General features: G+C 75.8%; 10 protein-coding genes (1 of these 10 running past the window's edge). All 10 read left to right on the top strand.

Annotated features, from left to right (window positions below; translation table 11 throughout):
- Tightly spaced (each overlapping or abutting the next), the 10 genes in view from ABZW17_RS07825 to ABZW17_RS07780 form a layout consistent with a single transcriptional unit that may run on beyond the window.
- On the top strand, nucleotides 1–56 hold the 3' end of the coding sequence (locus tag ABZW17_RS07825; RefSeq protein ID WP_354810818.1) for an amino acid adenylation domain-containing protein. Its footprint begins 2,212 nt before the window's first position; the window shows 56 of its 2,268 coding nt (coding positions 2,213–2,268); the start codon falls outside the window, past its left edge; its stop codon occupies nucleotides 54–56.
- Entirely contained in the window at nucleotides 53–1,051 is a 999-nt protein-coding gene (locus ABZW17_RS07820; RefSeq protein ID WP_354810816.1) for a hypothetical protein, read from the top strand. Before ABZW17_RS07825 ends, ABZW17_RS07820 begins: the two co-directional genes overlap by 4 nt.
- Nucleotides 1,048–6,156: an amino acid adenylation domain-containing protein gene (locus ABZW17_RS07815; protein WP_354810814.1), complete on the top strand. Its 5,109-nt coding sequence runs from the start codon at nucleotides 1,048–1,050 to the stop codon at nucleotides 6,154–6,156. The genes ABZW17_RS07820 and ABZW17_RS07815 overlap by 4 nt, the downstream gene beginning before the upstream one ends.
- Nucleotides 6,153–15,608 (top strand): amino acid adenylation domain-containing protein, encoded by a 9,456-nt coding sequence (locus ABZW17_RS07810; RefSeq protein ID WP_354810812.1) that lies wholly within the window; start codon nucleotides 6,153–6,155, stop codon nucleotides 15,606–15,608. The genes ABZW17_RS07815 and ABZW17_RS07810 overlap by 4 nt, the downstream gene beginning before the upstream one ends.
- On the top strand, nucleotides 15,605–19,243 hold the full coding sequence (locus tag ABZW17_RS07805) for a thioester reductase domain-containing protein (RefSeq protein WP_354810810.1): 3,639 nt from the start codon (nucleotides 15,605–15,607) through the stop codon (nucleotides 19,241–19,243). The genes ABZW17_RS07810 and ABZW17_RS07805 overlap by 4 nt, the downstream gene beginning before the upstream one ends.
- Nucleotides 19,240–20,004 carry a thioesterase domain-containing protein gene (locus ABZW17_RS07800; protein WP_354810808.1) on the top strand — a complete coding sequence of 255 codons (765 nt, stop codon included), beginning with the start codon at nucleotides 19,240–19,242 and terminating at the stop codon, nucleotides 20,002–20,004. The genes ABZW17_RS07805 and ABZW17_RS07800 overlap by 4 nt, the downstream gene beginning before the upstream one ends.
- Complete coding sequence (locus tag ABZW17_RS07795; RefSeq protein WP_354810806.1) at nucleotides 20,001–22,661, top strand: penicillin acylase family protein; 2,661 nt, start codon at nucleotides 20,001–20,003, stop codon at nucleotides 22,659–22,661. The genes ABZW17_RS07800 and ABZW17_RS07795 overlap by 4 nt, the downstream gene beginning before the upstream one ends.
- Nucleotides 22,643–23,134 carry a hypothetical protein gene (locus tag ABZW17_RS07790; protein WP_354810804.1) on the top strand — a complete coding sequence of 164 codons (492 nt, stop codon included), beginning with the start codon at nucleotides 22,643–22,645 and terminating at the stop codon, nucleotides 23,132–23,134. The genes ABZW17_RS07795 and ABZW17_RS07790 overlap by 19 nt, the downstream gene beginning before the upstream one ends.
- Nucleotides 23,127–23,351, top strand: a complete 225-nt coding sequence (locus ABZW17_RS07785; RefSeq protein ID WP_354810802.1) for an MbtH family NRPS accessory protein — start codon at nucleotides 23,127–23,129, stop codon at nucleotides 23,349–23,351. The genes ABZW17_RS07790 and ABZW17_RS07785 overlap by 8 nt, the downstream gene beginning before the upstream one ends.
- A complete protein-coding gene (locus ABZW17_RS07780) occupies nucleotides 23,351–23,578 on the top strand; it encodes a hypothetical protein (RefSeq protein WP_354810800.1) in 228 nt (75 codons plus the stop codon). Before ABZW17_RS07785 ends, ABZW17_RS07780 begins: the two co-directional genes overlap by 1 nt.

Here is a 23,578-nt window from a genome sequence, read left to right as displayed (position 1 = left end):
CGAACGGCAAGCTCGACCGGGCCGCCCTGCCGGCCGTCGCGGAGGCCGGGTCATGAAGCTCGTGATGCTGCGCCCGGCCTTCCTGCCCGCCGACGTCGGATCCCTGCGGTCCGGGCCGGTCACCGGCGCGGTCGCCGAGCTCGGCCCGCTCGTCGCCACCCGGGCGCTGGCCGACGCCGACCTGCTGGCCCGCCTGGCGGCCGTCCCGGTGCGCCCGGCCGGGACCAAGCTGGACCGGTCGGCGTTCACCGGCGTCCTGAACCGCAAGGAACAGCACTTCGCCGTGCACGACGGGTTCTTCGGCGTCTTCCGCGCCACGGACGCCGCGACCGAGCTGCTCGCGCACTGCGCGCTCGTCGGCTACCGCACGATCCTGCGGGAGGCCACCCGCTGCGGCACAACGCTCGACGACGAACAGTGGGGCCGGCTGCGGCACGGCATCGAGGCCGTCATCGCCTACGCGCTCGGCCTGCCCCTCGGCGAACCGCGGCCCGCCGCGGCGCCGGCCGGGACGGCACCGCTGGACCCGCACCGGCGCTGGCGCAGCGGCCACCACGTGTTCTTCCCGCTGATCCAGGGCATCGTGCTCGGGCTGGGCTGCTTCCAGTCGGCCCTGAACGCCGGCCGGGCCGAGGACGCGGGCGAGGCGCTGGCCTTCGCGACGGCCGCCATGTCCGCCTCCCGCGACGCCATGCGGTTCGCCGCCGACTTCCCGTCCGGCGACTACCGCGGCGCGGTCCGCCCGGCGATGGCACCGCCGCACCTGCCGGTCGGGCTGTCCGGCGTGATGTCGGAGGACCACGACCTGCTCATCCGGCGCTTCCGCGAGCTGCGCGAGGTCTTCCCGACCCTGACCGGGCCGCTGGTCGCGCGGCGCGAAGGGTTCATCACCGCCGTCGAAGCCACCTACGACGCCCACAAGCAGGTCTGCGCCCGGTTCGACGGCGACCACGTGGTCAGCCTGCGGATGAGCGCGTCGAGCTCGGCCAAGGCCGTCGGGGTGCTCGAACAGCTGGAACGGTCCCGCCTCACCACCTTGAGGTCCCTGTGACGACTCCGGAAACCCTCGCCGAGCTGCTCGCCCGCCGCGGCGCCGAGCAGCCGGGCCGCGAAGCCCTGACGTTCCTGGGGGACGACGAGACCGCGGCCACCCTCACCTACGCCGAGCTGGACGCGCGGGCGCGGGCCGTTGCCGCGCTGCTCGCCGGCACCTGCCGCCCCGGCGAGCGGGCGCTGCTGCTGTACCCGCCGGGGTTCGACTACGTCGCCGGGTTCTTCGGCTGCCTGTACGCCGGGATCATCGCGGTGCCCGCCTATCCCCCGCTCGACTCCCGGCAGGCCGCGCGCCTGACCGGGATCGCCGCCGACGCCACCCCGGCCGCCGTGCTGACCGGGGCGGCGTTCCTGGCCCCGGCGCGGGCCCTGCTCGAACCGGTGCTGCGCGAAGCCGGCGTGACGGCGGCCTGGCTCGCCACCGACACCGCCGCGGCGGTGGACGGCGGGAGCCGCGTGCGGCACAACCCGGACCGGATCGCGTTCCTGCAGTACACCTCGGGTTCCACCGGGCAGCCCAAGGGTGTCGTGATCACGCACGCCAACCTGGTGCACAATTCCGCGTTCATCCGCGACCGGTTCGGCCACTCCGCCGACAGCCGCGGGGTGATCTGGCTGCCGCCGTACCACGACATGGGGCTGATCGGCGGGATCCTGCAGCCGGTGTTCGCCGGCTTCCCGGTGACCCTGATGTCGCCGCTGGCCTTCCTGCGCGAGCCGGCGCGGTGGCTGCGGGCGGTCTCCGGCTACGGCGCGACCACCAGCGGCGGCCCGAACTTCGCCTACGACCTCGCGGTCCGCAAGACGACGCCGGAGCAGCGCGAAGCCCTGGACCTGAGCCGGTGGTCGGTGGCGTTCACCGGGGCCGAGCAGGTGCGTCCGGCCACTTTGGACGCCTTCGCCGACGCGTTCGCGGTCGCGGGTTTCCGGCGGCGGGCGTACTTCCCGTGCTACGGGCTGGCCGAAGCCACGCTGATGGTGACCGGGGTGCGCTTCGACGCCGATCCCGACGTCACGGCGTTCTCGGCGGCCGCGCTCGCCACCGGCCGCGCGCGGCCGGCCACCGGCGGCGATCCCGCGCGGCAGCTGGTGTCCTGCGGGACACCCCCGGCCGACGGCGGGGTCGCGATCGTCGACCCGGACAGCGGCGCACCGGTCGGCGACGGGACGATCGGCGAGATCGCCGTCTCCGGCCCGTCGGTCGCCGCCGGGTACTGGGGCGGGCGCGACGCCGGTGTGTTCGGCGACGGCCGGGTCCGCACCGGCGACCTGGGGTTCCGGCACGGCGGTGCGCTGTACGTCACCGGGCGGCACCAGGACCTGATCATCGTCCGCGGCCGCAACATCGCCCCGGACGACGTCGAACTGACGGCCTCGGGCGCGCACGCGGCGCTGCGGCCGGGGTGCGGCGCCGCGATCGCCGTCGAGGTGGGTGGCGAGGAGCGGCTGGCGGTCGTGCACGAGGTGCAGGGCCCGAAACCCTGGCCGCTGGACGAAATCGCGGCCGCCGTGCGCACGGCGGTGCTGGCCGGGCACGGCGTGGCGGTGAGCCGGATCGTGCTGCTGGGCAAGGGCGGCCTGCCGAAGACGTCGAGCGGGAAGGTGCGGCGTTCCGAGTGCCGGCGGGCGCTGGCGGCCGGCGAGCTGCCGGTGCTGTCCGACGACGGCCCGGCCGGCGTCGACGGCCTGCGGGTGTTCGCGGCGACGGTGCTGGGGCTCGCGGACGTGGACCCCGACGTGCCGCTGGCGGCGCTGGGGCTCGACTCGGTCAAGGCCGCGGAACTCGCGGTGCGGGCCGAAGCCGCCGGCCTCCGGCTGCACCTGCCGGACCTGATGGCGGGCGCCGACCTGCGCACGCTGGCCCGGTCGGCGACGGCGGCCGAAGCGACGCCGTCCGACGACGGCACCGACGCGCTGACCGAGGGCGAGCGCGCGATGTGGTTCCTGCACCGCCTGGCCCCGGAGTCCACGGCGTACCACATCGGGCACGCCGTCGACGTCACCGGCTCGTTCGACGAAGAGCGCTTCGCCGCCGCGCTGGCATCGGCGATCACGCGGCACGCCGCTCTGCGCACGCGTTTCGGCGTCCGCGACGGCGAGCCGTACCGGATCGTCGGCGAGTCCTCTGTGGACTGGGCGTCGATCGACGCCACCGGCTGGCCCCCGTCCCGGGTGGACAGTGCGGTCCAGGCGATGGCCGACGCGCCCTTCGACCTGGAAACCGGGCCGCTGTGGCGGATCCGCCACTGGCGGCTGGCCGCCGGGCGGCACGTGCTGGCCCTGGCCGTCCACCACGTCGCCGCGGACCTCTGGTCGCTGACCGCGCTGGTCCGCGAGCTCCTCGAAGGCCCGCGGGACGCCGGCCGGGCGCCGGCCATGACCGCCGCCGTCCGGGCCGAGCGCACCCACCTCGCCACCGCCGAGGCCGGCCGGGCGCACGAACGCTGGCGCCACCGCCTGGCCGGCGCCCCGGAACCGCTCGACCTGCCCACCGACCGGCCCCGGCCCGCGGTCCAGCGGTTCACCGGTGCCCGGCACCTGCAGGACCTGCCGCCGGAAACGGCCCGCGCGGCCGACGCGCTCGCCGCGGCCGAGCACGTCTCCCCCTACGCCGTGCTGCTCGCCGCCTACGCCTGGCTGCTGCACGCCTACACCGGCGCCACCGACCTCGTCATCGGCGCGCCGGCACCCGGCCGGCTGACCGGGGAAACCGCCGGCGTCCTCGGGCTCGCCGTCACCGTGGTCCCGGTGCGGTGCGAGCTCACCGGCGGCAGCACGTTCCTCGACACGGTCCGGCACGTCGCCACCCGCGTACGGGAAGCGCTGTCCGGGCAGCGGATCCCGCTGCCGCGCCTGGTCGAGCTCGCCCAGCCGGACCGCGACCCCGGGCGCAGCCCGCTGTTCCAGACGCTGTTCGCGCTGCAGCAGGCCCCGGCCGGCGACCCCCTGTCCGCGCTGCTGCTCGACGCCGGATCCGCCGACGTCGGCGGCCTCCGGCTCACCCCGCGGCCGGTCGCGGTCACCGGCGCGCAGCTCGACGTGTCCCTGGAACTCGTGCGCACGGCCGAAACGCTGCGGTGCGGGCTCACCTACGACACCGCGCTCTGGGACGCCGACACCGCCGTCCGGTTCACCGGGCACTTCGCCGCGCTGCTCGGCCAGGCCGTCGCGAACCCGGCGACCACGGCCGCGGAGATCGACCTCCTGCTGCCCGCCGAACGCACCGCCGTCGAGACGACCTGGAACGCGCCGCGCACGCCGATTTCCGGGGAGCTCGTCCACGAAGCCGTCGACCGTCAGGATCCGCACGCCATCGCGGTCCGCGACGGCTACCGCGCCGTCTCCTACGGCCGGCTGAAGCGCTGGAGCGACACCCTGGCCGCCCGCCTGCGCGAACTCGGCGCCGGCCCGGAGGACCGGGTGGGCGTGCTGGCCGACCGCTCCGCCGAGTTCGTCGCGGCGACGCTCGCGGTGCTCAAGGCGGGCGCGGCTTACGTGCCCCTGGACACCGACCACCCCACCGCGCGGCTCGTGGCGCTCGCCCGCGACGCGGAGATCAGCCTGCTCGTCGGCCCGCAGTCGCCGGCGGCCGACCTGGCCGGTGCCATCGGCACCGTGTCCACAGTGGACGGCAAGGAGCCGGTCTTCGAACTCGAGGCACCGCGCAGGATCGCGCGTCCGGACAACGCCGCGTACGTCATGTACACGTCGGGTTCCACCGGCGAACCGAAGGGTGTCTGCGTCACCCACACCGGGGTCGTCAACCTCCTCGACGCGCTGGCGTGCGAGGCGGCGGACGTCTGCGCGTGGTGGACCAGCGGCGGCTTCGACGTTTCCGTGTTCGAGATCTTCGGGGCGCTGCGGGCCGGGGCCACCGTCGACGTCGTGCCCGCCGCGGTCCGGCCGCACGCCGAGCGGTACGTCGACTGGCTCGCCGAGCGCGGGATCACGCACGCCTACGTCCCGCCCTTCGCGCTGAACGCGCTGGAGGCGCGCGTCTCGCGGCTGGCGCTGCGGAAGCTCGTGGTGAGCGTCGAGCCGACACCCGAACCGCTGCTGCGCCGCATCGCCGCCGCGTCGCCGGGACTGTCGGTCGTCAACGGCTACGGCCCGACCGAAGCCACGATCTTCGCGACCGTGCACGAGCTCGACCCGGCCGGTTCCGGGGCCGGCCTGGTGCCGATCGGGCGCGCCGTGCCGAACTGCCCGGTCCGGGTGCTGGACGCGGCGGGCCGGACGGTCCCGCCCGGCGTGCCGGGCGAGCTGTACGTCGGCGGGGCCGGCCTGGCCCGCGGCTACCTCGGGCGGCCCGCGGCCACCGCCGAGGCGTTCGTGCCGGATCCGTTCGCCGGCCGGCCGGGCGCCCGGCTGTACCGCACCGGGGACGTCGTGCGGTACCGGCCGGACGGGTTCCTCCGGTTCCTGGGCCGCCGCGACCAGCAGGTGAAGCTGCGGGGCGTGCGGATCGAGCTCGGCGAGGTGCAGGCCGCACTGGCCGCGCAGCCGGAAGTGGCCTCGGCGCTGGTGCTGCTGCGGCGGATCGGCGGGCAGCCGGTGCTCGTCGGCTACGTCGTCCCGGCCGGCTCCGGCGTCCCGGCGGACCTGCGGGCCCGCCTCCGGACCTTCCTGCCGGCCGCGATGGTGCCCTCGGCCGTCGTCGTCCTCGACCGCTGGCCGGTCACCGTCAACGGGAAGCTCGACCGCCGCGCCCTGCCGCTGCCGGAGTCCGTCCGCGGGCACGACTTCGAACCCCCGGACGGCGACCGCGAACGCACCGTCGCCGGCATCGTCGGCCGGCTGCTCGGCGGCCGCCGCGTCGGACGGCACGACGACTTCTTCGACCTCGGCGCGCACTCGCTGCTGGCCGCGCAGGCCGCGGCGCAGATCGGCGGCGCGCTCGGGCTCGACGTGCCCGTCGTCGCGCTGTTCAGCCACCCCACCGTCGCCGGGCTCGTCGCCGCCCTGCCCGCGGTGGCCGCGCCGGCCGCGCCGATCACCGCCCTGCCCCGGGCCCACGAGGACCCCGCCGCACTGGCCGCGCGCCTCGCCGCGCTGCCCGACGACGTCGTCCGCCTGCTGACCGACGAGGTGAGTGGAGCATGACCGACCTGTCCGTTCCCCGGCGCCGGCTGGCCGAGCGCCTGCAGGCCGACGCCGGCCGCGGCGTCACGACGTTCCCGGCGACCGCCGCCCAGCGCCGTATCTGGCTGCTGCACCAGCTGGCGCCGCACAGTTCGCGCTACACGATGCCGGCCGCGCTGCGCCTGTACGGCGAGCTGGACGTGCCCGCGCTCCGGCGCGCCCTCACCGCGGTCGCCACCCGGCACGAGGCGCTCCGCACCGTTTTTCCCGCCGTGGACGGGATTCCGGTGCAGCGGGTGCACGCCCGAGCCGACCTCCGGCTGGAGGTCCGGGAGCCGAACGGCGTGGCCCCGGTGGACGCCCTCCGGTCGGCCGTGGCGGACCCCTTCGACCTGGCCGCGGCCCCGCCGGTGCGGGCGGTCCTGTGGCCGGTCGCGCCCGGCGAGCACCTGCTCCTGATCGCCGTGCACCACATCGCCGCCGACGCCTGGTCGCTGCCGATCCTGCTCACCGACCTGGCCGCGGCCTACCGCGGCGAGGACGGCCGGGCGCCCCTTCCGGTCCAGTGCGGCGACTACGCGGTCTGGGAGGCCGGCGCCGACGCCCGCGCGCAGGCCGACGCCGCGGCCGGGTACTGGCGGCGCGCCCTCGCGGATCCGCCCGAGCCGGCGGACCTCCCGGCCGACCGCCCGCGGCCGCTGACCGAGGCGGGGCCGGCCGCGACGGTCCGCACCGAACTCCCGCCCGAGCTCACCCGGCAGCTGCGCGCCCACGCCCGCGCCGCCCGGACCACGGTGTTCACCGTGCTGCACGCCGGGCTGGCCGCCGTCCTGCACCGCTTCACGGGCGCCCGTGACCAGATCATCGGCGTCCCGGTCTCCGGCCGCACCCGGGCCGAGACCGCCGCGCTGGCCGGCTGCTTCGTCAACACGCTCCCGCTGCGCACCCGCTGTACCGCCGGCACCGGCTTCGGGGCGTTGCTGGACCAGGTCCGCGACCGCACCCGCGAGGCCCTCACCCACCAGGCCGCGCCGCTGGAGCGCATCATCGCCGAAGCGGGCGCACCGCGGGTGCCCGGGCGCGCGCCGCTGTTCGACGTCGGCATCACGCTGAACCCCCCGCTCGACGTGTCCGGGCTGTTCGCCGGGCTGCGTGCCGAGGTGGTTCCGCTCGATGCCGCCGACGCCAAGTTCGACCTCGGCTGCCTGATCGAGGAGGACGGCGACACCCTGCGCATCGCGTGGGAGTACCGCGCCGACCTGCTCGACGCCGCCACCGTCGGCTCGATCGCCGCCTGCTTCGCCGCGCTGCTGGCCGCAGGGACGGCCGAGCCGGAACGACCCCTCGGTGCGCTGCCACTGGGTCCGGCCGCCGCCGAGCCCGGCACGCCGGTCACCGGGACGGTCGTCGGCCTGTTCGCCGACGCAGTCGCCGCGAAGCCGGGCGAACCGGCGATCGTCGACGGCGACCGCACCCTCGCCTACCGCGACCTGGACCGGCTCACCAATCGGATCGCCCGCGCGTTGCGCGACCGCGGGGTCGGCCCGGAAACCCCGGTCGGGGTGTGCCTGCCGCGCTCCGCGGACTTCGCCGTGGCCTGCCTGGCCGTGCTGAAGGCCGGCGGCCACTACGTCCCGCTCGACGCCGGCCAGCCGCGCGAGCGCCTGGACCACATGCTCGCCGACGCCGGGATCGCCCACGCCATCAGCGCTTCGCCGGTACCGGAGTTCCTCGCCGCGACCAGCACGCTGGCCGTCGACCGGCCCGCGGACTGGGCCGGACAGCCCGGCACCGCACCCGGAACCCCCGTGCACCCGGACACCCTGGCCGCCCAGCTCTTCACGTCCGGCTCCACCGGCCGCCCCAAGGCCGTCGCCCTCACCCACCGCGGCGTCGTCGACCTGGTCCGGCCGGGTTCCGCCAGCGGGCTGGGCCCGGACCGGACGCTGCTCTGGCTGTCGTCGGTGTCCTTCGACGCCGCCACCTGGGAGATCTGGGGGACGCTGCTGCACGGCGCCCGGGGCGTGGTGCACCCCGAGCTGGCCTTCACCGCCGAGGCGATCGGCGCCGCCGTCCGGGCGCACGGCGTCACCACGGCCGTGCTGGCCACCGCGCTGTTCCACGCGATCGTGGACGAGGACCCGGCCGCCCTGCGCGGGCTGCGGACCGTGCTGATCGGCGGCGAGGCGCTGTCGGTGCCTCACGTGCAGCGGGCCCTGGCGGCCGCGCCCGGCCTGACCGTGATCAACGGGTACGGGCCGGCGGAGGCCACCACCTGCGTCACCGCGCACGCCGTGTCCGAAGTGGACGCCGGGCTGCGCGAGCTGCCGAGCGTCCCGATCGGGCGCGCGGTCAACGGCAGCCGGGTGGAGCTGTGCGACGCCGACGGCTACCCGGTGCCGCCGGGCGCGGTCGGCGAGGTGTGGCTCGGCGGCCCCGGCCTGGCCCGCGGCTACACCGGCCACCCGGCCCTGACGGCCGAGCGGTTCGCGCCCGGCCCGGACGGCGGCCGCCGGTACCGGACCGGCGACCTGGCCCGCCGCCTCGGCGACGGCACGCTGCTCTTCCGGGGCCGCGTCGACGCGCAGGTCAAGATCCGGGGCCACCGCGTCGAACCGGGCGAGATCGAGGCCGTGCTGACGCGCCATCCCGCGGTCGCCGCGGCCGCGGTGGTTTCGCACCGGCTGTCCCCCACCGACACCCGGCTGGCCGCGTACGTGGTCACCGACGGCGGCGGGGACCTGCGTCCCTGGCTGGCCGAGGTCCTGCCCTCCTACCTGGTCCCGGCGTCGCTGACGGTCGTCGACGCCCTTCCGCTGACGCGCAACGGCAAGCTCGACCCGGCCCGGCTGCCCGCACCGCGGTGGGCCGGGCACGCCGGGCCGGGCCGGGCACGGACCGGGACCGAAGACGCCGTCGCCCGGATCTGGGCGGACCTGCTGGAGCTCGACCCCGCCACGCTCGGTCCCGGCGACGACTTCTTCGACCTCGGCGGCCACTCGCTGCTCGCCTCGCGCCTGGTCTCCCGGCTGGCCGCGCGGCTCGGCGCCGACGTCGGCCTGGCCGAGGTGTTCACCCACACCACGCTCGCGGCGCTGGCGGACGTCGTCGCGGCGGCCCGGCCGGCGCCGGCGGCCGGGGCGATCGAGCCGGGACCGCGGCCGGCGCCGCTGTCCCACGCCCAGGAGCGGCTGTGGTTCCTGGCCCGCCTCGAACCGGACTCGCCCGCCTACCACCTGCCCCTTTCCGTGCGGATCGGCGGGCCGCTGGACACCGCCCGGCTGGCGGCCGCGTGGGACACCGTCATGGCCCGCCACGAAACCCTGCGCTCGGTGGTCGAAGAACGGGACGGGGGGCTGTTCGCCGTGCCCGCCGCACCGGCCGCGCTGCAGTACGCCGACGACGCCGGGGACCTGGCGCGGCGGCCGTTCGACCTGGCCCGCGAGGTCCCGATCCGGGCGCTGCTGGCCCGCACCGGCGAGCACGAGCACGTGCTGTCGGTCGTCGTCCACCACATCGCCGCGGACGGCTGGTCGGTGGCGATCCTGGCCGAAGAGCTGGGTGCGGCCTACGCCGGCCGGGAGCTCGGCCCCGTCGTCCAGTACGGGGATTTCGCGCACTGGCAGCGGAACCGGCTGACCGGAGCGGCTCTGGAGTCCCTCACCGCCTTCTGGCGCTCCACAACGGACGGTGCGCCGCTCGTGCTGGAGCTGCCGGCCGACCGCCCGCGGCCGCCGCGCCAGTCGTTCGACGGCGCTTCGGCGCCGGTCACGATCCCGGCCGGGACGGCCGCCCGGATCCGGACGCTGGCCGCCTCCGCCGGCTGCACCGAGTTCATGGTGCTGTCGGCGGCGTTCGCCGCCACGCTGTCGGCCTACAGCGGGCAGCGGGACGTCCTGTTCGGGACGCCGGTCGCCGGCCGCCCGCACCCGGACGTCGAACGCACGGTGGGCAGCTTCGCCAACACCGTGGTGCTGCGAGCCGACCTGTCCGGCGAGCCGACCGCCCGGGAGCTGCTGGCGCGGCTGCGGCGGACGTGCCTCGCCGCGTTCGCGCACCAGGACCTGCCGTTCGAAAAGCTCGTGGAAGCGCTGACGCCGGAGCGGGACCTGTCCCGCAATCCCGTCGTCCAGACCATGCTCGCGCTCAACACGAACACCCCGCCACGGCTGGACCTGGCCGGGACGGCGGTGCGGCCGCTGGCCGCCGAGCTGCCGGTCGCGCGGTTCGACCTGGCGCTGTGGCTCGCCGACGGCGACGACGGCGGCATCGGCGGGTTCGCCGAATACGACACGGCGTTGTTCGACCGGGAGACCGTGTCCGGGATGCTCGCGCACTTCGCCGAGCTCCTGACGGCGATGACCGCGGACCCGGACGTCGTGCTCGAGACGGTGCTGACCGACGCCGACGCCCGGCGCCTGCGCACCTGGGGCGACGGATCCGCGGCCCTGGCGGGCGAGCCGGTGGCGGCCGCGGTCGCGCGGATCGCCGCGGCCGACCCGGACCGGCCCGCGATCGCCGCCGAAGACGGCTCGGTGCGGACCTACGGGCAGCTGTGGCGGGCCGCCACGGGCGTCGCCGCGCGGCTGCGGTCGGCGGGCGTCGCGCCGGGGGCCGCGGTCGGGATCTGCGCCGGGCGGTCCGCATCGACGGTCGCGGCCCTGCTCGGCTGCGGGCTGGCCGGTGCCGCGTACGTGCCGCTGGACCCGGCGGCCCCCGCGGCCCGGCTGGCGCGGATGGCGGAGCTCGCCGGCCTCGCCGTCGTGCTGGCGGACGCGGAATCGGCCGGGCGCGTCCGCTTCGCACCGGTGCTGCCCCTCGACGCCGAGCCGGACGGCGGCCCCGTCGCGCCATATGTGTCCGAAGTGGACGGTCCGGCCTACGTCCTGTTCACCTCCGGCAGCACCGGTGAACCCAAGGGCGTCACCGTCCCCCACCCCGCGCTGACCGCGTTCCTGGCCGCGATGACCGGCCACGAGCCCGGCCTGTCCGCGCGCAGCCGCCTGGTCGCCGTCACGCCGTTCACCTTCGACATCGCCGCGCTCGAAATCTTCGGCCCGCTGACCTGCGGCGCCTGCGTCACCCTGGCCGAACCGGCCACCACGCACGACGGCGTCGCGCTCGCGCGGTTGCTGGAGGCGGCCGACTGCGACGTGCTCCAGGGCACCCCGGCCACCTGGCGGCTGCTCCTGGACGCCGGGTGGCGGCCCTGGCCGGGCTTCCGCGCGCTGTGCGGCGGCGAGGCCCTCCCCGCCGGCCTGGCGGCCGAGCTCCGCGAGCACGGCGCCGAACTGTGGAACCTGTACGGCCCCACCGAAACCACCGTGTGGTCGACCGCCGGGCGCGTCGACGACTCCGGCCGCATCGGCATCGGCCGGCCGATCCCCGGCACCACCCTGGAACTGACGACCGCCACCGGGGCCCCGGTCCCGGTCGGCGCGGTCGGCGAGATCCGGCTGTCCGGCGCGGGCCTGGCCCTCGGCTACGCCGCCCGCCCGGGCGCCACCGCCGAGCGGTTCGTCCCCGGCGAGGGCGGGAAACGCCGGTACCGCACCGGCGACCTCGCCCGGTTCGACCACAGTGGACGGTTGCACCACCTCGGCCGCGCGGACGCGCAGCTGAAGATCCGGGGCCACCGCGTCGAACCCGCCGAGGCCGAAGCCGCCCTCACCGCGCACCCCGGCGTGCCGGCCGCGGCCGTCGTCGCCCGCGAAGGCCGGCTCGTCGGCTACTACCTCGCCGATCCGGTCTCCGGTTCGCACGTCGATCCTGCGGTGCTGAAGACCCACCTGAGCACCCTGCTGCCCGGGTACCTGATCCCCGACCTGCTGCTGCCCTCGGCGGAGTTCCCGGTGACCCCACACGGAAAACTGGACCGCACGGCACTGTCCGCCGCCCCGATCCGGCCCTCGGCCGCGGACCTCGGCCCGCGCGACGGGCTGGAAGCGGTCGTGGCCGAGATCTGCTCGGACGTCCTGGGCCGGCCCCTGGCCGCGGGCGACGACTTCTTCGCGGCCGGCGGCCATTCCCTCGACGCCGCCCGGGCCGCGACCCGCCTCTCGGCCGCGCTCGGTGTCGAAATCCCGGTCCTGGCCGTGTTCGAACACCCCGGCCCGGCGGCGCTGGCCGGGTGGGCGCGGGCCCGGACCGCCGGCCCCGCCGACCCGGTCCCGGTCCTGCCCGGCGACGGCCCGTTCCCGCTGTCCTCGGCGCAGGAACGCCTGTGGTTCCTCGCCGAGTACGCGCCCGAGTCCCCGGCGTACAACGTCCCGGTCGCGGCCCGCCTCACCGGCCCCCTCGACGTGCCCGCGCTGCACCGGGCGCTCGAGACGGTGGTCGCCCGGCACCCGGCCCTGCGAACGGTGTTCGCGGACGACGGCGGCCGCGGCGTCCAACGCCACCTGCCGACGGCGGAAGCGGCGCTGCAGATCGTCGACCTGACCCCCGCCGACCTCACGGGCGCCGCGGACACCGACGACCCCGGCACCCAGCGGTCCCGCCCGGCCTCCGAAGCCGCCCAGCAGACCGCCGCCCCCACCACCGACCCCGACCCCGCCGAGCGCGCGGCCGTCCTCGCCGCCGCGGCGGCCACCCGGCCGTTCCGGCTGGCCGCGGGCGAACCGCCCTTCCGCGCCACCCTCGTCCGGATCTCCGGCCAGGACCACGTGCTCGTCCTGGTCCTGCACCACATCGTCGCCGACGGCTGGTCGGTGTCCGTCCTCGCCCGTGACCTCGCCGCCGCGTACGCCGGGGTCGCCTTGCCGGCACCCGTCCTGCGGCACAGCGACTACGCCGCCTGGCAGCGCGGCCGCGCCGCCCGCGCCGCGGGGCAGCTGACCCGCCGGTGCGAGGAGCTCGCCGGTGCCCCGCACACCCTGGAACTGCCCGCCGACTGGCCCCGGCCGCCCGAGCGCCGCCACCACGGCCGCACCCTGCCGCTGGCCGCCGGCCCCGGCCTCACCGAACGCGTCCGCGCGCTCGCGCGGGACACCGGCGTCACCGAGTTCATGGTGCTGCTGGCCGCGTTCGCCGCCACCCTGACCCGGTTCAACGGCCAGGAAGACCTGCTGATCGGCACCCCGGCCGCCCAGCGCACCGCGCCGGGCACCGCCGACGTCGTCGGCCTGTTCGCCGAGACCCTCGTGGTCCGCGCGAGAACCGGCGGCGACCCGGCCGTGCGCGAGCTGCTGGCCCGCGTCCGCCGTGCCTGCCTGGACGCCTACGCCGCCCCCGACGTCGCGTTCGAAACCCTGGTGGACGCGATGGCCCCGCAGCGCGACCCGACCCGCAGCCCGCTGTTCCAGGTGATGATCGCGCTGAACGACACCGCGGGCGCGCTCCCGGAGCTGCCCGGCCTCCTCGTCGAACCGGTACCCGTGCCGAACCGCACCGCCAAGTTCGACGTCGTCCTCAACCTGCTCGACACCCCCGGCGGCATCGAAGGCGGGTGCGAGTTCGACACCGACGTCTACCAGGAACCCCTGATGGCCCGGTTCACCGAGCACTACCTGCGGACCCTGCACGAGTTCACCGCCGGTCCCGACCGGCCGCTGTCGGCCATCGGCGCCCTGAGCCCGGCCGAAGAACAGACCTGGCTGCGCGAGTTCAACCGCGTGCCCGCCCGCTACGACCCGCAGGTGTGCCTGCACACCCTGGTCGAGGCCCGAGCCGCTGCGACCCCGGAGGCGGTGGCGGTTTCCCTGGCCACCGAACCGGGACGACCCCGTCCCCGGCTGACCTACGCCGAACTCGAGGACCGCGCGAACCGGCTCGCCCGGCACCTCGTCCGCCGGGGCGTGCGGCCCGACGACGTCGTCGGCGTCGCCCTGCCGCGCAGCCTGGAGGCCGTCGTCGCGCAGTACGCGATCCTCAAGGCCGGCGCCGGGTTCCTGCCGCTCGACCCGGCCCAGCCGGCCGCGCGGCTGGCCGGCATCCTCGCCGACGCCGGGGCCCGCCTGGTCGTCACCGACGCCGACGGCGACGGCGTTCTGCCGCCGGAACCCGGCCGGGTCCGCCTCGACCGCGCCGAGTGGCGGGCCGAGGACGCCTCGCCGCCGTCCGTGGCCGTGGGTCCGGGGCACCTCGCCTACGTGGTCTACACCTCCGGGTCCACCGGCAAGCCCAAGGGCGTGCAGATCGACCACCGCGCCATCGCCAACAACCTGCTGTGGATGCAGCAGGACTGGCCGCTGACGGCCGCGGACCGGATGCTGCACAAGACCACGACCACCTTCGACGTCGCTGTCAAGGAGGTGTTCTGGCCGCTGCTGGCCGGCGCCGAGCTGGTACTGGCCAAGCCCGGCAGCCAGCGCGACCCCGACTACCTCGTCGAGCTCATTGCCGGCGCCGGGATCACCGTCACCCACTTCGTGCCGTCCATGCTGGAGCTCGCCGTGGAGGCGCTCGACGCGGCCGGCCGGCGCTTCCCCGACTCGCTGCGGTATGTCATGTGCGGCGCCGAGACGCTGCCGGTCGCCACACAGGAGGCGTTCTTCGCCCACGGTTCCGCCGACCTGCTGCACATGTACGGCCCCACGGAGACCGCGATCGCCGTCACCGGCTGGACCTGCAAGCGGGCCCAGTCCCGCGGCCGGGTGCCGCTCGGCGGGCCGATGCCGCTGGTGGAGCTCTACGTCCTGGACCGGCACGGCCGGCCCGTCCCGCCCGGTGTCTGGGGCGAGCTGCACGTCGGCGGCTGCTCGCTCGGGCGCGGTTACCTCGGGCGGCCCGCGGAAACGGCCGCGGCCTTCGTGCCGGATCCGTTCTCGGGCCGCGAAGGCGCCCGGCTCTACCGCACCGGCGACGTCGTCCGGCACGGTCCCGACGGCCTGCTGGAGTTCCGGGGCCGGGCCGACGACCAGATCAAGATCCGCGGCTTCCGGGTCGAGCTCGGCGAAATCGAGGCCGCGCTGGCCGCCGAACCGGACGTGCGCCAGGCCGCCGCCGTGCTGCGCGGACGCGGCGCCGACGCCCGCCTGATCGGCTACGCCGTGCCCGCGCCGGGAACGGACCTCGATCCCGCGGACCTGCGCCGCCGGTTGCGTACCCGGCTGCCGGACTACATGGTGCCGGCGGACGTCGTGGTCCTGACGGCGATGCCGCTCGGGGACAACGCCAAGGTCGACCGGGCGGCGCTGCCCGACCCCGCGCCGCGGGGGCGGACCGGCCCGGCCGCCGCCCCGCGCGACGCCTTCGAGGCGGCCGTCGCCGAGGTCTGGGCCGAATTCCTCGGTACCGGCGCGGTCGGCGTGGACGACGACTTCTTCGTCCTCGGCGGCAATTCGCTGCAGGCCGCGCGGATCGCCGCCCGGCTGCGCGAGCGGTTCGCCTGCGAACTGCGGCTGCGGGACGTGTTCGTGGAACCGACGGTCGCCGGGATCGCGCGGCTGCTGCGCGCCGCCGGCCGGACCACCGCCATCACCCGGCAGCACCGCCGGGCCCGTCCCGCTCACCCCGGGGGAACGCCGTCATGACGACACCGCAAACCGACGTCACCGCCGAGGACGTGTTCCCGCTGTCCTTCGCCCAGGAACGGATCTGGTTCCTGGACCAGCTCGACCCCGGCAGCGCCGCGTTCACCATCACCGCCGCCCTGCGCGTCCGCGGCCACCTCGACGCCGCCGCGCTCGACCGTGCCCTGACCGCCCTCACCGAGCGGCACGAGGTGCTGCGGACCCGCTTCGACCACGACGGAACCGCGCCCGTGCAGCTCGTCGCGCCGGAGAAACCGCCGGTGCTGCGGCTGGTCGACCTCGGCGGCCTGCCCGTCGAGCGGGCCCGGGCCGCGGCCGGCGCGCTCGCGCAACGGCAGGCGCGCTCGTCGTTCGACCTGCGCGAGGGCCCGCTGCTGCGGTCCGGGCTGGTGCGGATCACCGACGGCGAAGGGCTGCTGCTGCTCGTGCTGCACCACACGGCCTGCGACGGCTGGTCGGCCGACCTGCTGGTCCGCGACCTGGCCGAGCTGTACCGGGCCGAGCTGCGCGGGTCGGCGCCGGAGCTGCCCGAGCTGCCGATCCAGTACGCCGACTTCGCCGTCTGGCAACGGGAAACGCTGGCCGAAAGCGGCTTGGACGAGCAGCTCGCGTACTGGAAACGGGCGCTGGCCGGCGTCCCGCGGGTGCTGGACCTGCCGGGCGACCACCCGCGTCCGGCGGAGCAGGACTTCGGCGGCGCGATGGTGTCCCGGGTGGTCGGGCCGGCCCTGGCCACGGCGCTGGTCGACGCGGCGCGGGCGGCGGGTGCGACGCCGTTCATGCTGCTGCTGGCCGCCTACCAGGCCGTGCTGGCCCGCCGGTCCGGGCAGCCGGCGTTCCTGGTCGGGACGCCCGTCTCGGGCCGCACCCGCCCGGAGACCGCCGATCTGCTCGGCTGCTTCATCAACCTGCTCGCGCTGCCCGCCGATGTGGCGGGCGACCCCTCGATGCGGGAGCTGCTGGCTCGGGTGCGCCGCACCTGCCTGGCCGGCTACGCGCACCAGGACCTGCCGTTCGAGCACCTGGTGACCGAGCTCGACCCGCCGCGCGACCTCGGCCGCGCCCCGCTGGCGCAGGTGCTGCTGGCGGTGCAGGACGGCCTGTCGGGCGAGGTCGACGTCGAGGGTGCGACGCTCGTCCCGGCGCCGGTGTCCGGTGGCGTGGCCGGCTACGACCTGACGCTGGACGCCCAGCTGGCCCCCGAAGGCTTCCGGCTGAACCTGGTCTACGCGACGGCGTTGTTCGAGGCCGCGACCGCCGAAGGGATCCTCGACGACGTCGTCGCGGTGCTCACCGCGATGGGCAACGACCTCGGCGTCCGGCTTTCGGACCTGCCGATCGGCGCCGGCCTGACCGGCGACAGCGAGGTCCCGGCCGGAGAAGCCCGGCGGATCGCCGCCGAGGTACTGGGGATCGCGTCCCTCGAACCGGTCGAGGCGACGGGCCCGGCGGGTGCGCCGGTCGCGATCTGCGTCCGGGACGACGCTCGCCGCGCCGAGGCCCGCCGGGCCGCGTGCGAGCGGGGTGCGCTGTTCCTCGAGCTGGATCCCACCGCGCCGCCCGCCTACCTGGCTCGTCACCTCGGGCCGGCGACGGTGCTCGTCACCGACCGCGACGACCTCGCGGACCTGCCGGTCCCGGTGGTCGCCGCGGTTCCCGCCGGCCGCCCGGAACCGGCCGGCGACCGGTCGCTGCTCCCCGCCCAGCTGAGCCGGGGACTGGTCTTCGCGCTGCGCGCCCTCACCGGCACCGCACCGGCCGCCGGCCTCACCGACTTCACCGGCCGCCCGGTCCTGCCCGGCGCGCGCGGCGAACTCTGGCTGGGCGGCTCCGCCGAACCGCTGCACCACGTCGACGGCGCCGCCCGGACCGCCGAGCTCCTGCGCCCCGCGCCCGGCGGCACCCGCCGCCTGCGGACCGGGCGCGCCGCACGGCTGGTCGACGGCCGCGTCGAACTCCTCGGCCCGCCGGACCTGACCGAGCTCGAAGCCGTCCTGCGCGCGCATCCGGACGTCACCGCCGCGGCCGCCGTCACCACCGCGGCCGGCGAGACCGTCGCCGTGCACGCTCCCGCCACAGTGTCCGATTGGGACACCTACCTCGCCGCCGAGCTGCCCGCCCGGCTCCGCCCCGGCCGCTGCCTCGGCGTGTCCGAGCTACCGGACACCCCCGAAGGGCTGCTCGCCGCCACCGCGCAGCGCACCAGCGGCTTCGAAGGAGCCGCCCGGCCGCGCACCCACCTGGAGCGGGCGATCCTCGACTGCTTCGGCACCGCGCTGGACCGCCGCGACATCGGCATCCACGACGATTTCTTCGACGCCGGCGGCACTTCGCTCACCGCGGCACGCCTGATCGTCGCCCTGCCCGAGGCCGTCGGGATGCCGGTGCCGTTGAAGACGTTGTTCACCAGCTCCACCGTCGCCGCGCTCGCCGCCGCCCTCGAAGACCCGGAAGGCCCGGGCGCTCCGGACAGCGCGATGGCCTCCGCCCTGCGCGACGAACAGCTGCCGGCCGGCATCGCCCCGGCCGGGCCGCCGCGGCCCGCCCCGCCGGACGGCGGTCTCGGCCGGGTCCTGCTCACCGGCGGCACCGGCTTCCTCGGCGGCCACATGATCGCCGAGCTGCTGCGCCACGGCGCCACCGAAGTCGTGTGCCTGGTCCGCGGCGAAGAGCCCGCCGAGCGCCTGGCCGCGAACCTCGCCGGGTACGACCAGGACGACGTCGACCCCGCGAAGCTGACCGTCCTGCCCGGCGACCTCACCCTGCCCCGCTTCGGGCTGGACGAGGCCGGGTTCGCGCGGCTCGCCGACCGCCTCGACGTCATCTACCACTGTGCGGCGCACATGAACTTCATCCTCCCCTACCGCGTGCTGCGTGCGCCGAACGTCGTCGGCACCACGGAGATCCTGCGGCTGGCCTGCACCGGGCGGCCGACGCCGGTGCACTACGTCTCCACCATCGACATGCGCGTCGGCGACGTCCTGCCCGAGCAGCCCGGGCCGCTGAAAGCCGGGACCTCCGACGGTTACGTGCTCAGCAAGAAGACCGGCGAACACCTCGTCCTGGAAGCCGGCCGGCGCGGGCTGCCGGTCGGGGTGTACCGGCCGTGGCTGATCACCGGCGCCACCGGCACCGGCGCGGTCGGCGTGCGCGACCAGCTGGCGCTGTGCCTGGCCGGCAGCCTGATCGCGGGCCTGATGCCCGAGGACACCCCGATCCCGCTGCACGTGCTGCCGGTCGACCTGGTGTCCGCGGCGATCGTCCGGCTGTCGCGCCTGGCGCCCCGGCCCAACCCGGTGCACCAGTTCTACAACCCGCAGGTGGCGCCCATGGAGTCGATCCACGAACACCTCACCCGGACCGGGTACCGGTTCGACACCGTGCCCTACGCGCAGTGGCGGGTGCAGCTGGCCCGCCGTACGGCCGGTCGCCTCGACGGCCTGGCGGCCCTGTTGTCCATCGACGGCCCGATGACCGGCGACCCGGACGTCGTCGAGATCGGCAACACGCTGTCCGGCCTCGGCGGCGACGCCGGGTTCCCGGACATGGACGTCGACTACGTGGCCAAGACGGTCGCCTTCCTGGTCCGGCAGGGCATGGTGCCCGAGCTGAGCGCGAGCGGAGGGCATCGATGACCCCCGAACCCTGGCTGCGCCGCGCCGCGGAGGCCGCCGCCGGCGACGTCCGCCTGTTCTGCCTGCCCCACGCCGGTTCCGGGCCGGCCCGGTACCTGCGCTGGGCCGGCCGGCTGCCCGGCGTCGACCTGGTCGGCGTCTGCCTGCCCGGCCACGAGCGCCGCGTCGCCGAGCCGCCGCTGCGCCGCGTCCCGGACCTCGTCGACGCGCTGGCCGACGCCCTCGGGCCGCACCTCGACCGGCCGTTCGCCGTGCTGGGCCACAGTTTCGGCGGTCTCCTCGCGTTCGAGCTCGCCCGTCGCCTGGAAGCCGGCGGCGCCGGGCCGCGGCACGTGTTCGTCTCCGGGGCCGCGCCCGCGCGCACCGCCGAGCCCTCGGTCGCCGCCCTCGGCGACGAAGCCTTCGTCGCCCACGTCCGCCGCCTCGGTGGCCTCGACCCCGACGTCCTGGCCCACCCCGATCTCGTCGACCTCGTCACCCCGGCCCTGCGCGCCGACCACGAGGCCGCCGAGGCGCACACCCCGGACCCCGCCGCGACCGTGCGCGCCCCGATCACCGCGCTCGGCGGGCTGCACGACCCCGCGGCACCACCGGGCGCGCTGATCGCCTGGGGGCGGCACACGACCGGCCGGTTCACCCGCATCACCCTGCCCGGCGGCCACTTCGCCCTGTTCGACCAGGAGCACAACGTGCTCCGCACCGTCCGGACCACCCTGGCCGCGCACGCGACCAGTGCGCACCTGAAGGAGGCAGCACGTTGAGTCCCTCGAGAAGGAAATCGACGCCGCGGGGCCGGCTCGGCCTGCACTCGGCCTCGCTGGCCGGCGCACTCGCGCTGGCCGTCGTGGTCCTGCAGGTGTCGGTCGCGGGCGCCGGCACGCTCCCGCCCCTCGGCGCGGCCGTCAACCCCGGCACCGGGGTGTGGGTCACCGCCGGCCAGGGAAACCCGCCGCACGACCAGACCCTGTCCCTGCCCGGCCTGTCCGGCAGCGCCACCGTGGCGTTCGAAGCGGACGGCACCGCGCACATCGCCGCGGGCACCGACGCGGACATGTACCGGGCGCTGGGCTACACGCACGCCCGCTTCCGGCTGTTCGAAATGGACCTGGCCCGGCGCCAGGCCGAAGGCCGGCTGGCCGAGACCACCGGCGACCCGGCCGCGCTGAACTCCGACAAGTACGAGCTCGACCTCGGCCTGCAGCGCGCGGCCCAGCGCGACTGGACCGCGATGGCGGCCGGGTCCCCGGCCCGCGCGGTGCTCACCGAGTACGCCGAGGGCGTCAACGCCGCCATCGCGCAGCTGAAGCAGGACAACGCCCTGCCGCTCTACTACAAGCTGATGGACTTCCCGGTCGAGCCGTGGACCCCGGTCGACAGCCTGGCCGTGCAGCGGCTGGAGACCCAGACGCTGTCCTTCGACCCGCTGCCGACCGCGTTCAGCTACATCGCCGGTGCCTTCGGCGAGCAGAAGTTCGAGCAGCTCTACCACGCCGTCGGGCAGAACCCGCAGTACCCGTACGACCCGGGCCCGTACCGGAAACTGCCGTTGACGCCGATCCCGGCGCGCAACGACGGCACCCCGGCGCCGCCCGCGGGCACGACCGGTGGCGGCGGCACGCCGCAGGCGCCGGCCGGGAACACGGCCCCGCCGGACGGATTCGCGGTCGGCACCTCGCCGCAGGCGATCGAGGCGTCGGCGCAGTTCCAGGACCGGATCGCCCAGCTGCCCGCGAACGCCGTCCACACCATCGGCAACAGCAACGCGTGGGTGGTCTCCGGCAAGCTCACCGCGTCCGGCAAGCCGATCCTGGCGTCCGACCCGCACCTGAACCTGACCGTCCCGTCGATCTGGTACCAGGTGGAGCTGCGCTCGCCGGGCTACCAGCTGGCCGGGGTGACCGTGCCGGGGATCCCGGCCGTGCTCGGCGGCAAGAACCGGCACATCAGCTGGGGCCTGACCAACTCCCAGCGGCCGGGCACGTTCTACTACCTGGAGAAGACCGACGCGGCGCACCCCGACCAGTACTTCTGGAACGGGCAGTGGCGGCCGATGACGAAGATCGTCACCAAGATCAAGCAGCACGACGGCTCGACCGTCGAGTACACGACCCGGATGACCGTGCACGGCCCGGTCATGACCGTCCAGGGCGTCACCGCGGCCGTGTGGTTCACCGGGACGCTGCCGAGCGACAACTTCGACAGCATGCTGGCGCTCGAGAAAGCCACCAGCTTCGACCAGTTCCACCAGGCGCTGCGCGGCTGGAACACCCCGGCGCAGAACTTCGCCTACGCCGACGACGCCGGCAACATCGGCATCGTCAACGCCGGCCTGCAGGCGCAGACCCCGGACCGCTGCCTGCCGTTCCTGCCGATGTCCGGCACCGGGGAGTGCGACGTCACCGGGAGCGTCCCGTTCGAAGCGCTGCCGAGCACGTACAACCCGCCGTCCGGGTTCGCGCAGACCGCGAACCAGCGCGAGGTCGGCACCGACTACCCGTACTACTACGGCCGCGGGTACGACTTCTTCGACCAGGGCTGGCGGTCCACGGAGATCACCAAGGCGCTCACCGGCGCCACCGGCGTGACCTCGCAGCAGATGCAGGACCTGCAGATGTCCATGGTCGACGACGTGGCCCGCGCGCTGCTGCCGACGGTGCTGAAGGACCTGCAGGCCGGGTCGTGGGACCCGGTGCAGACGCAGGCGCTGGACGCGCTGAAGAACTGGGACTACCAGCTGACCGCCGACTCCACCGCGGCCACCGTCTGGGGCCGGTTCATGGTGCTCTACGGGTACGCGGTGTGGCACCCGGTCTGGCAGCAGTACAAGATCCCGGCGCCGCCGCGGGACGTGTTCACGCCGCGGACCAACGACAGCACCTACGCCGTCGACGGTCTCAACGGCCTGCTGATCAACCTGAGCATCGGCGACGTCGCCAACCCGCTGTTCGCCCCGCCGGGTTCGACCACGCACACCGCGCCGGAGGTGATCCGGCAGGCGTTCACGGCCGCGGTCGCGGACCTGAAGGGCAAGCGCGGAACCGACGTGCGCACCTGGAAGCTCGGCGACGGCCACAAGGTGATGATCGCGTCCCTGCTGCAGTCGCCGGTGCTGGACCTGGGGCCGTTCGCCTCCGGCGGCAGCGGCCGCACGATCAACTCGGTGGTCAGTGCCGCGCCGGTGCGGCACGGCAAACCGCTCACCGGGGTGGCCGTCGGCGGCGCCAGCTGGCGCATGGTCGTCGACTGGGGCACCGGGCAGTCCGTCGGGATCTACCCCGGCGGGCAGAGCGAAAACCCGGCGTCCCCCTGGTATTCGGACCGGCTCGCCGACTGGTTCGCCGGACGCAACCGACCGATCCTCGAGGGCGAACCCGCCCTGGCCGCGACGAAGGGGCGGACATGGACACTCAATCCCTGACCGGGCAGCTGCCCGGCCGGAGCACCACGGCACCCGAGGCCGACACCGCGACGCGCAGCCGGACGTGGGTCCGCGTCCTGGCCGTCGTCGTCGCCGGAATCGTCCTGGACTGGGGCGGCAACCAGCTCGGCTGGTGGTGGGTGACCGTCCTGACCGGCGTCGCGGCCGCCCTGCTGCTGCGCGGCCGCGCGCTGGCGGTGTTCACGCTGGCCGTACCGCTGCTGAGCTGGGGCGGCGAGTTGTTCCGGCTGTGGACGTCGGTGGACACCACGCGGGTCTCCCGCGTCACCGTCGGCCTGGCCGGCGTCGGCGACGACGCGGCGTGGCTGGGTTACGTCCTGACGCTGTCGTACGCCGTCCTGCTGTGTGCCGCCGGGGCCTGGGTGGCCGCGGCGGCGCGGCAGGTGATCCGCGCGGCCCGCGAAGGGCGGCGCAACCCCATCGAGCCGGAGGAGGCGCGCACCGATGCCTGAGGACGAGGACACCCGCGAACACACGGTCGTCGTCAACCACGAGGAGCAGTACTCGATCTGGCCGGCCGGGCGCGAACTGCCCAGCGGCTGGACGGAGGTCGGCGTGCGCGGCCCGAAGCGCGAGTGCCTGGACCACATCGAGCGCGTGTGGACCGACATGCGGCCGCTGAGCCTGCGCACGGCGATGGCCGCCGCCCAGGGCCCGGGAGCGGGCTGATGCTGCGCTACAGCCGGGCTTACCCGCCCGAAGCGCTCCGGGCGTTCGAGCCGGCGTCGGCGTGGGCCGCCACGCACGCGGCGGAAGGACCGCTGTTCCTGTGGGACGACCTGAGCCTCACGGCCGACGCGTTCGCCGACGAGCCGGCGTACCGCGACGAAACGGCGGAGTGGCAACGGTTCTGCCGCGAGCAGCTCGGGTTCGCCGTGCCGGGCGATCTGGGCTGA

The sequence above is a fragment of the Amycolatopsis sp. NPDC004625 genome (assembly GCF_040609695.1).
Classification (GTDB): Bacteria; Actinomycetota; Actinomycetes; order Mycobacteriales; family Pseudonocardiaceae; genus Amycolatopsis.
The sequence above is the reverse complement of the archived record's forward strand: the minus strand, read 5'-3'. Positions and strand labels throughout refer to the sequence as shown.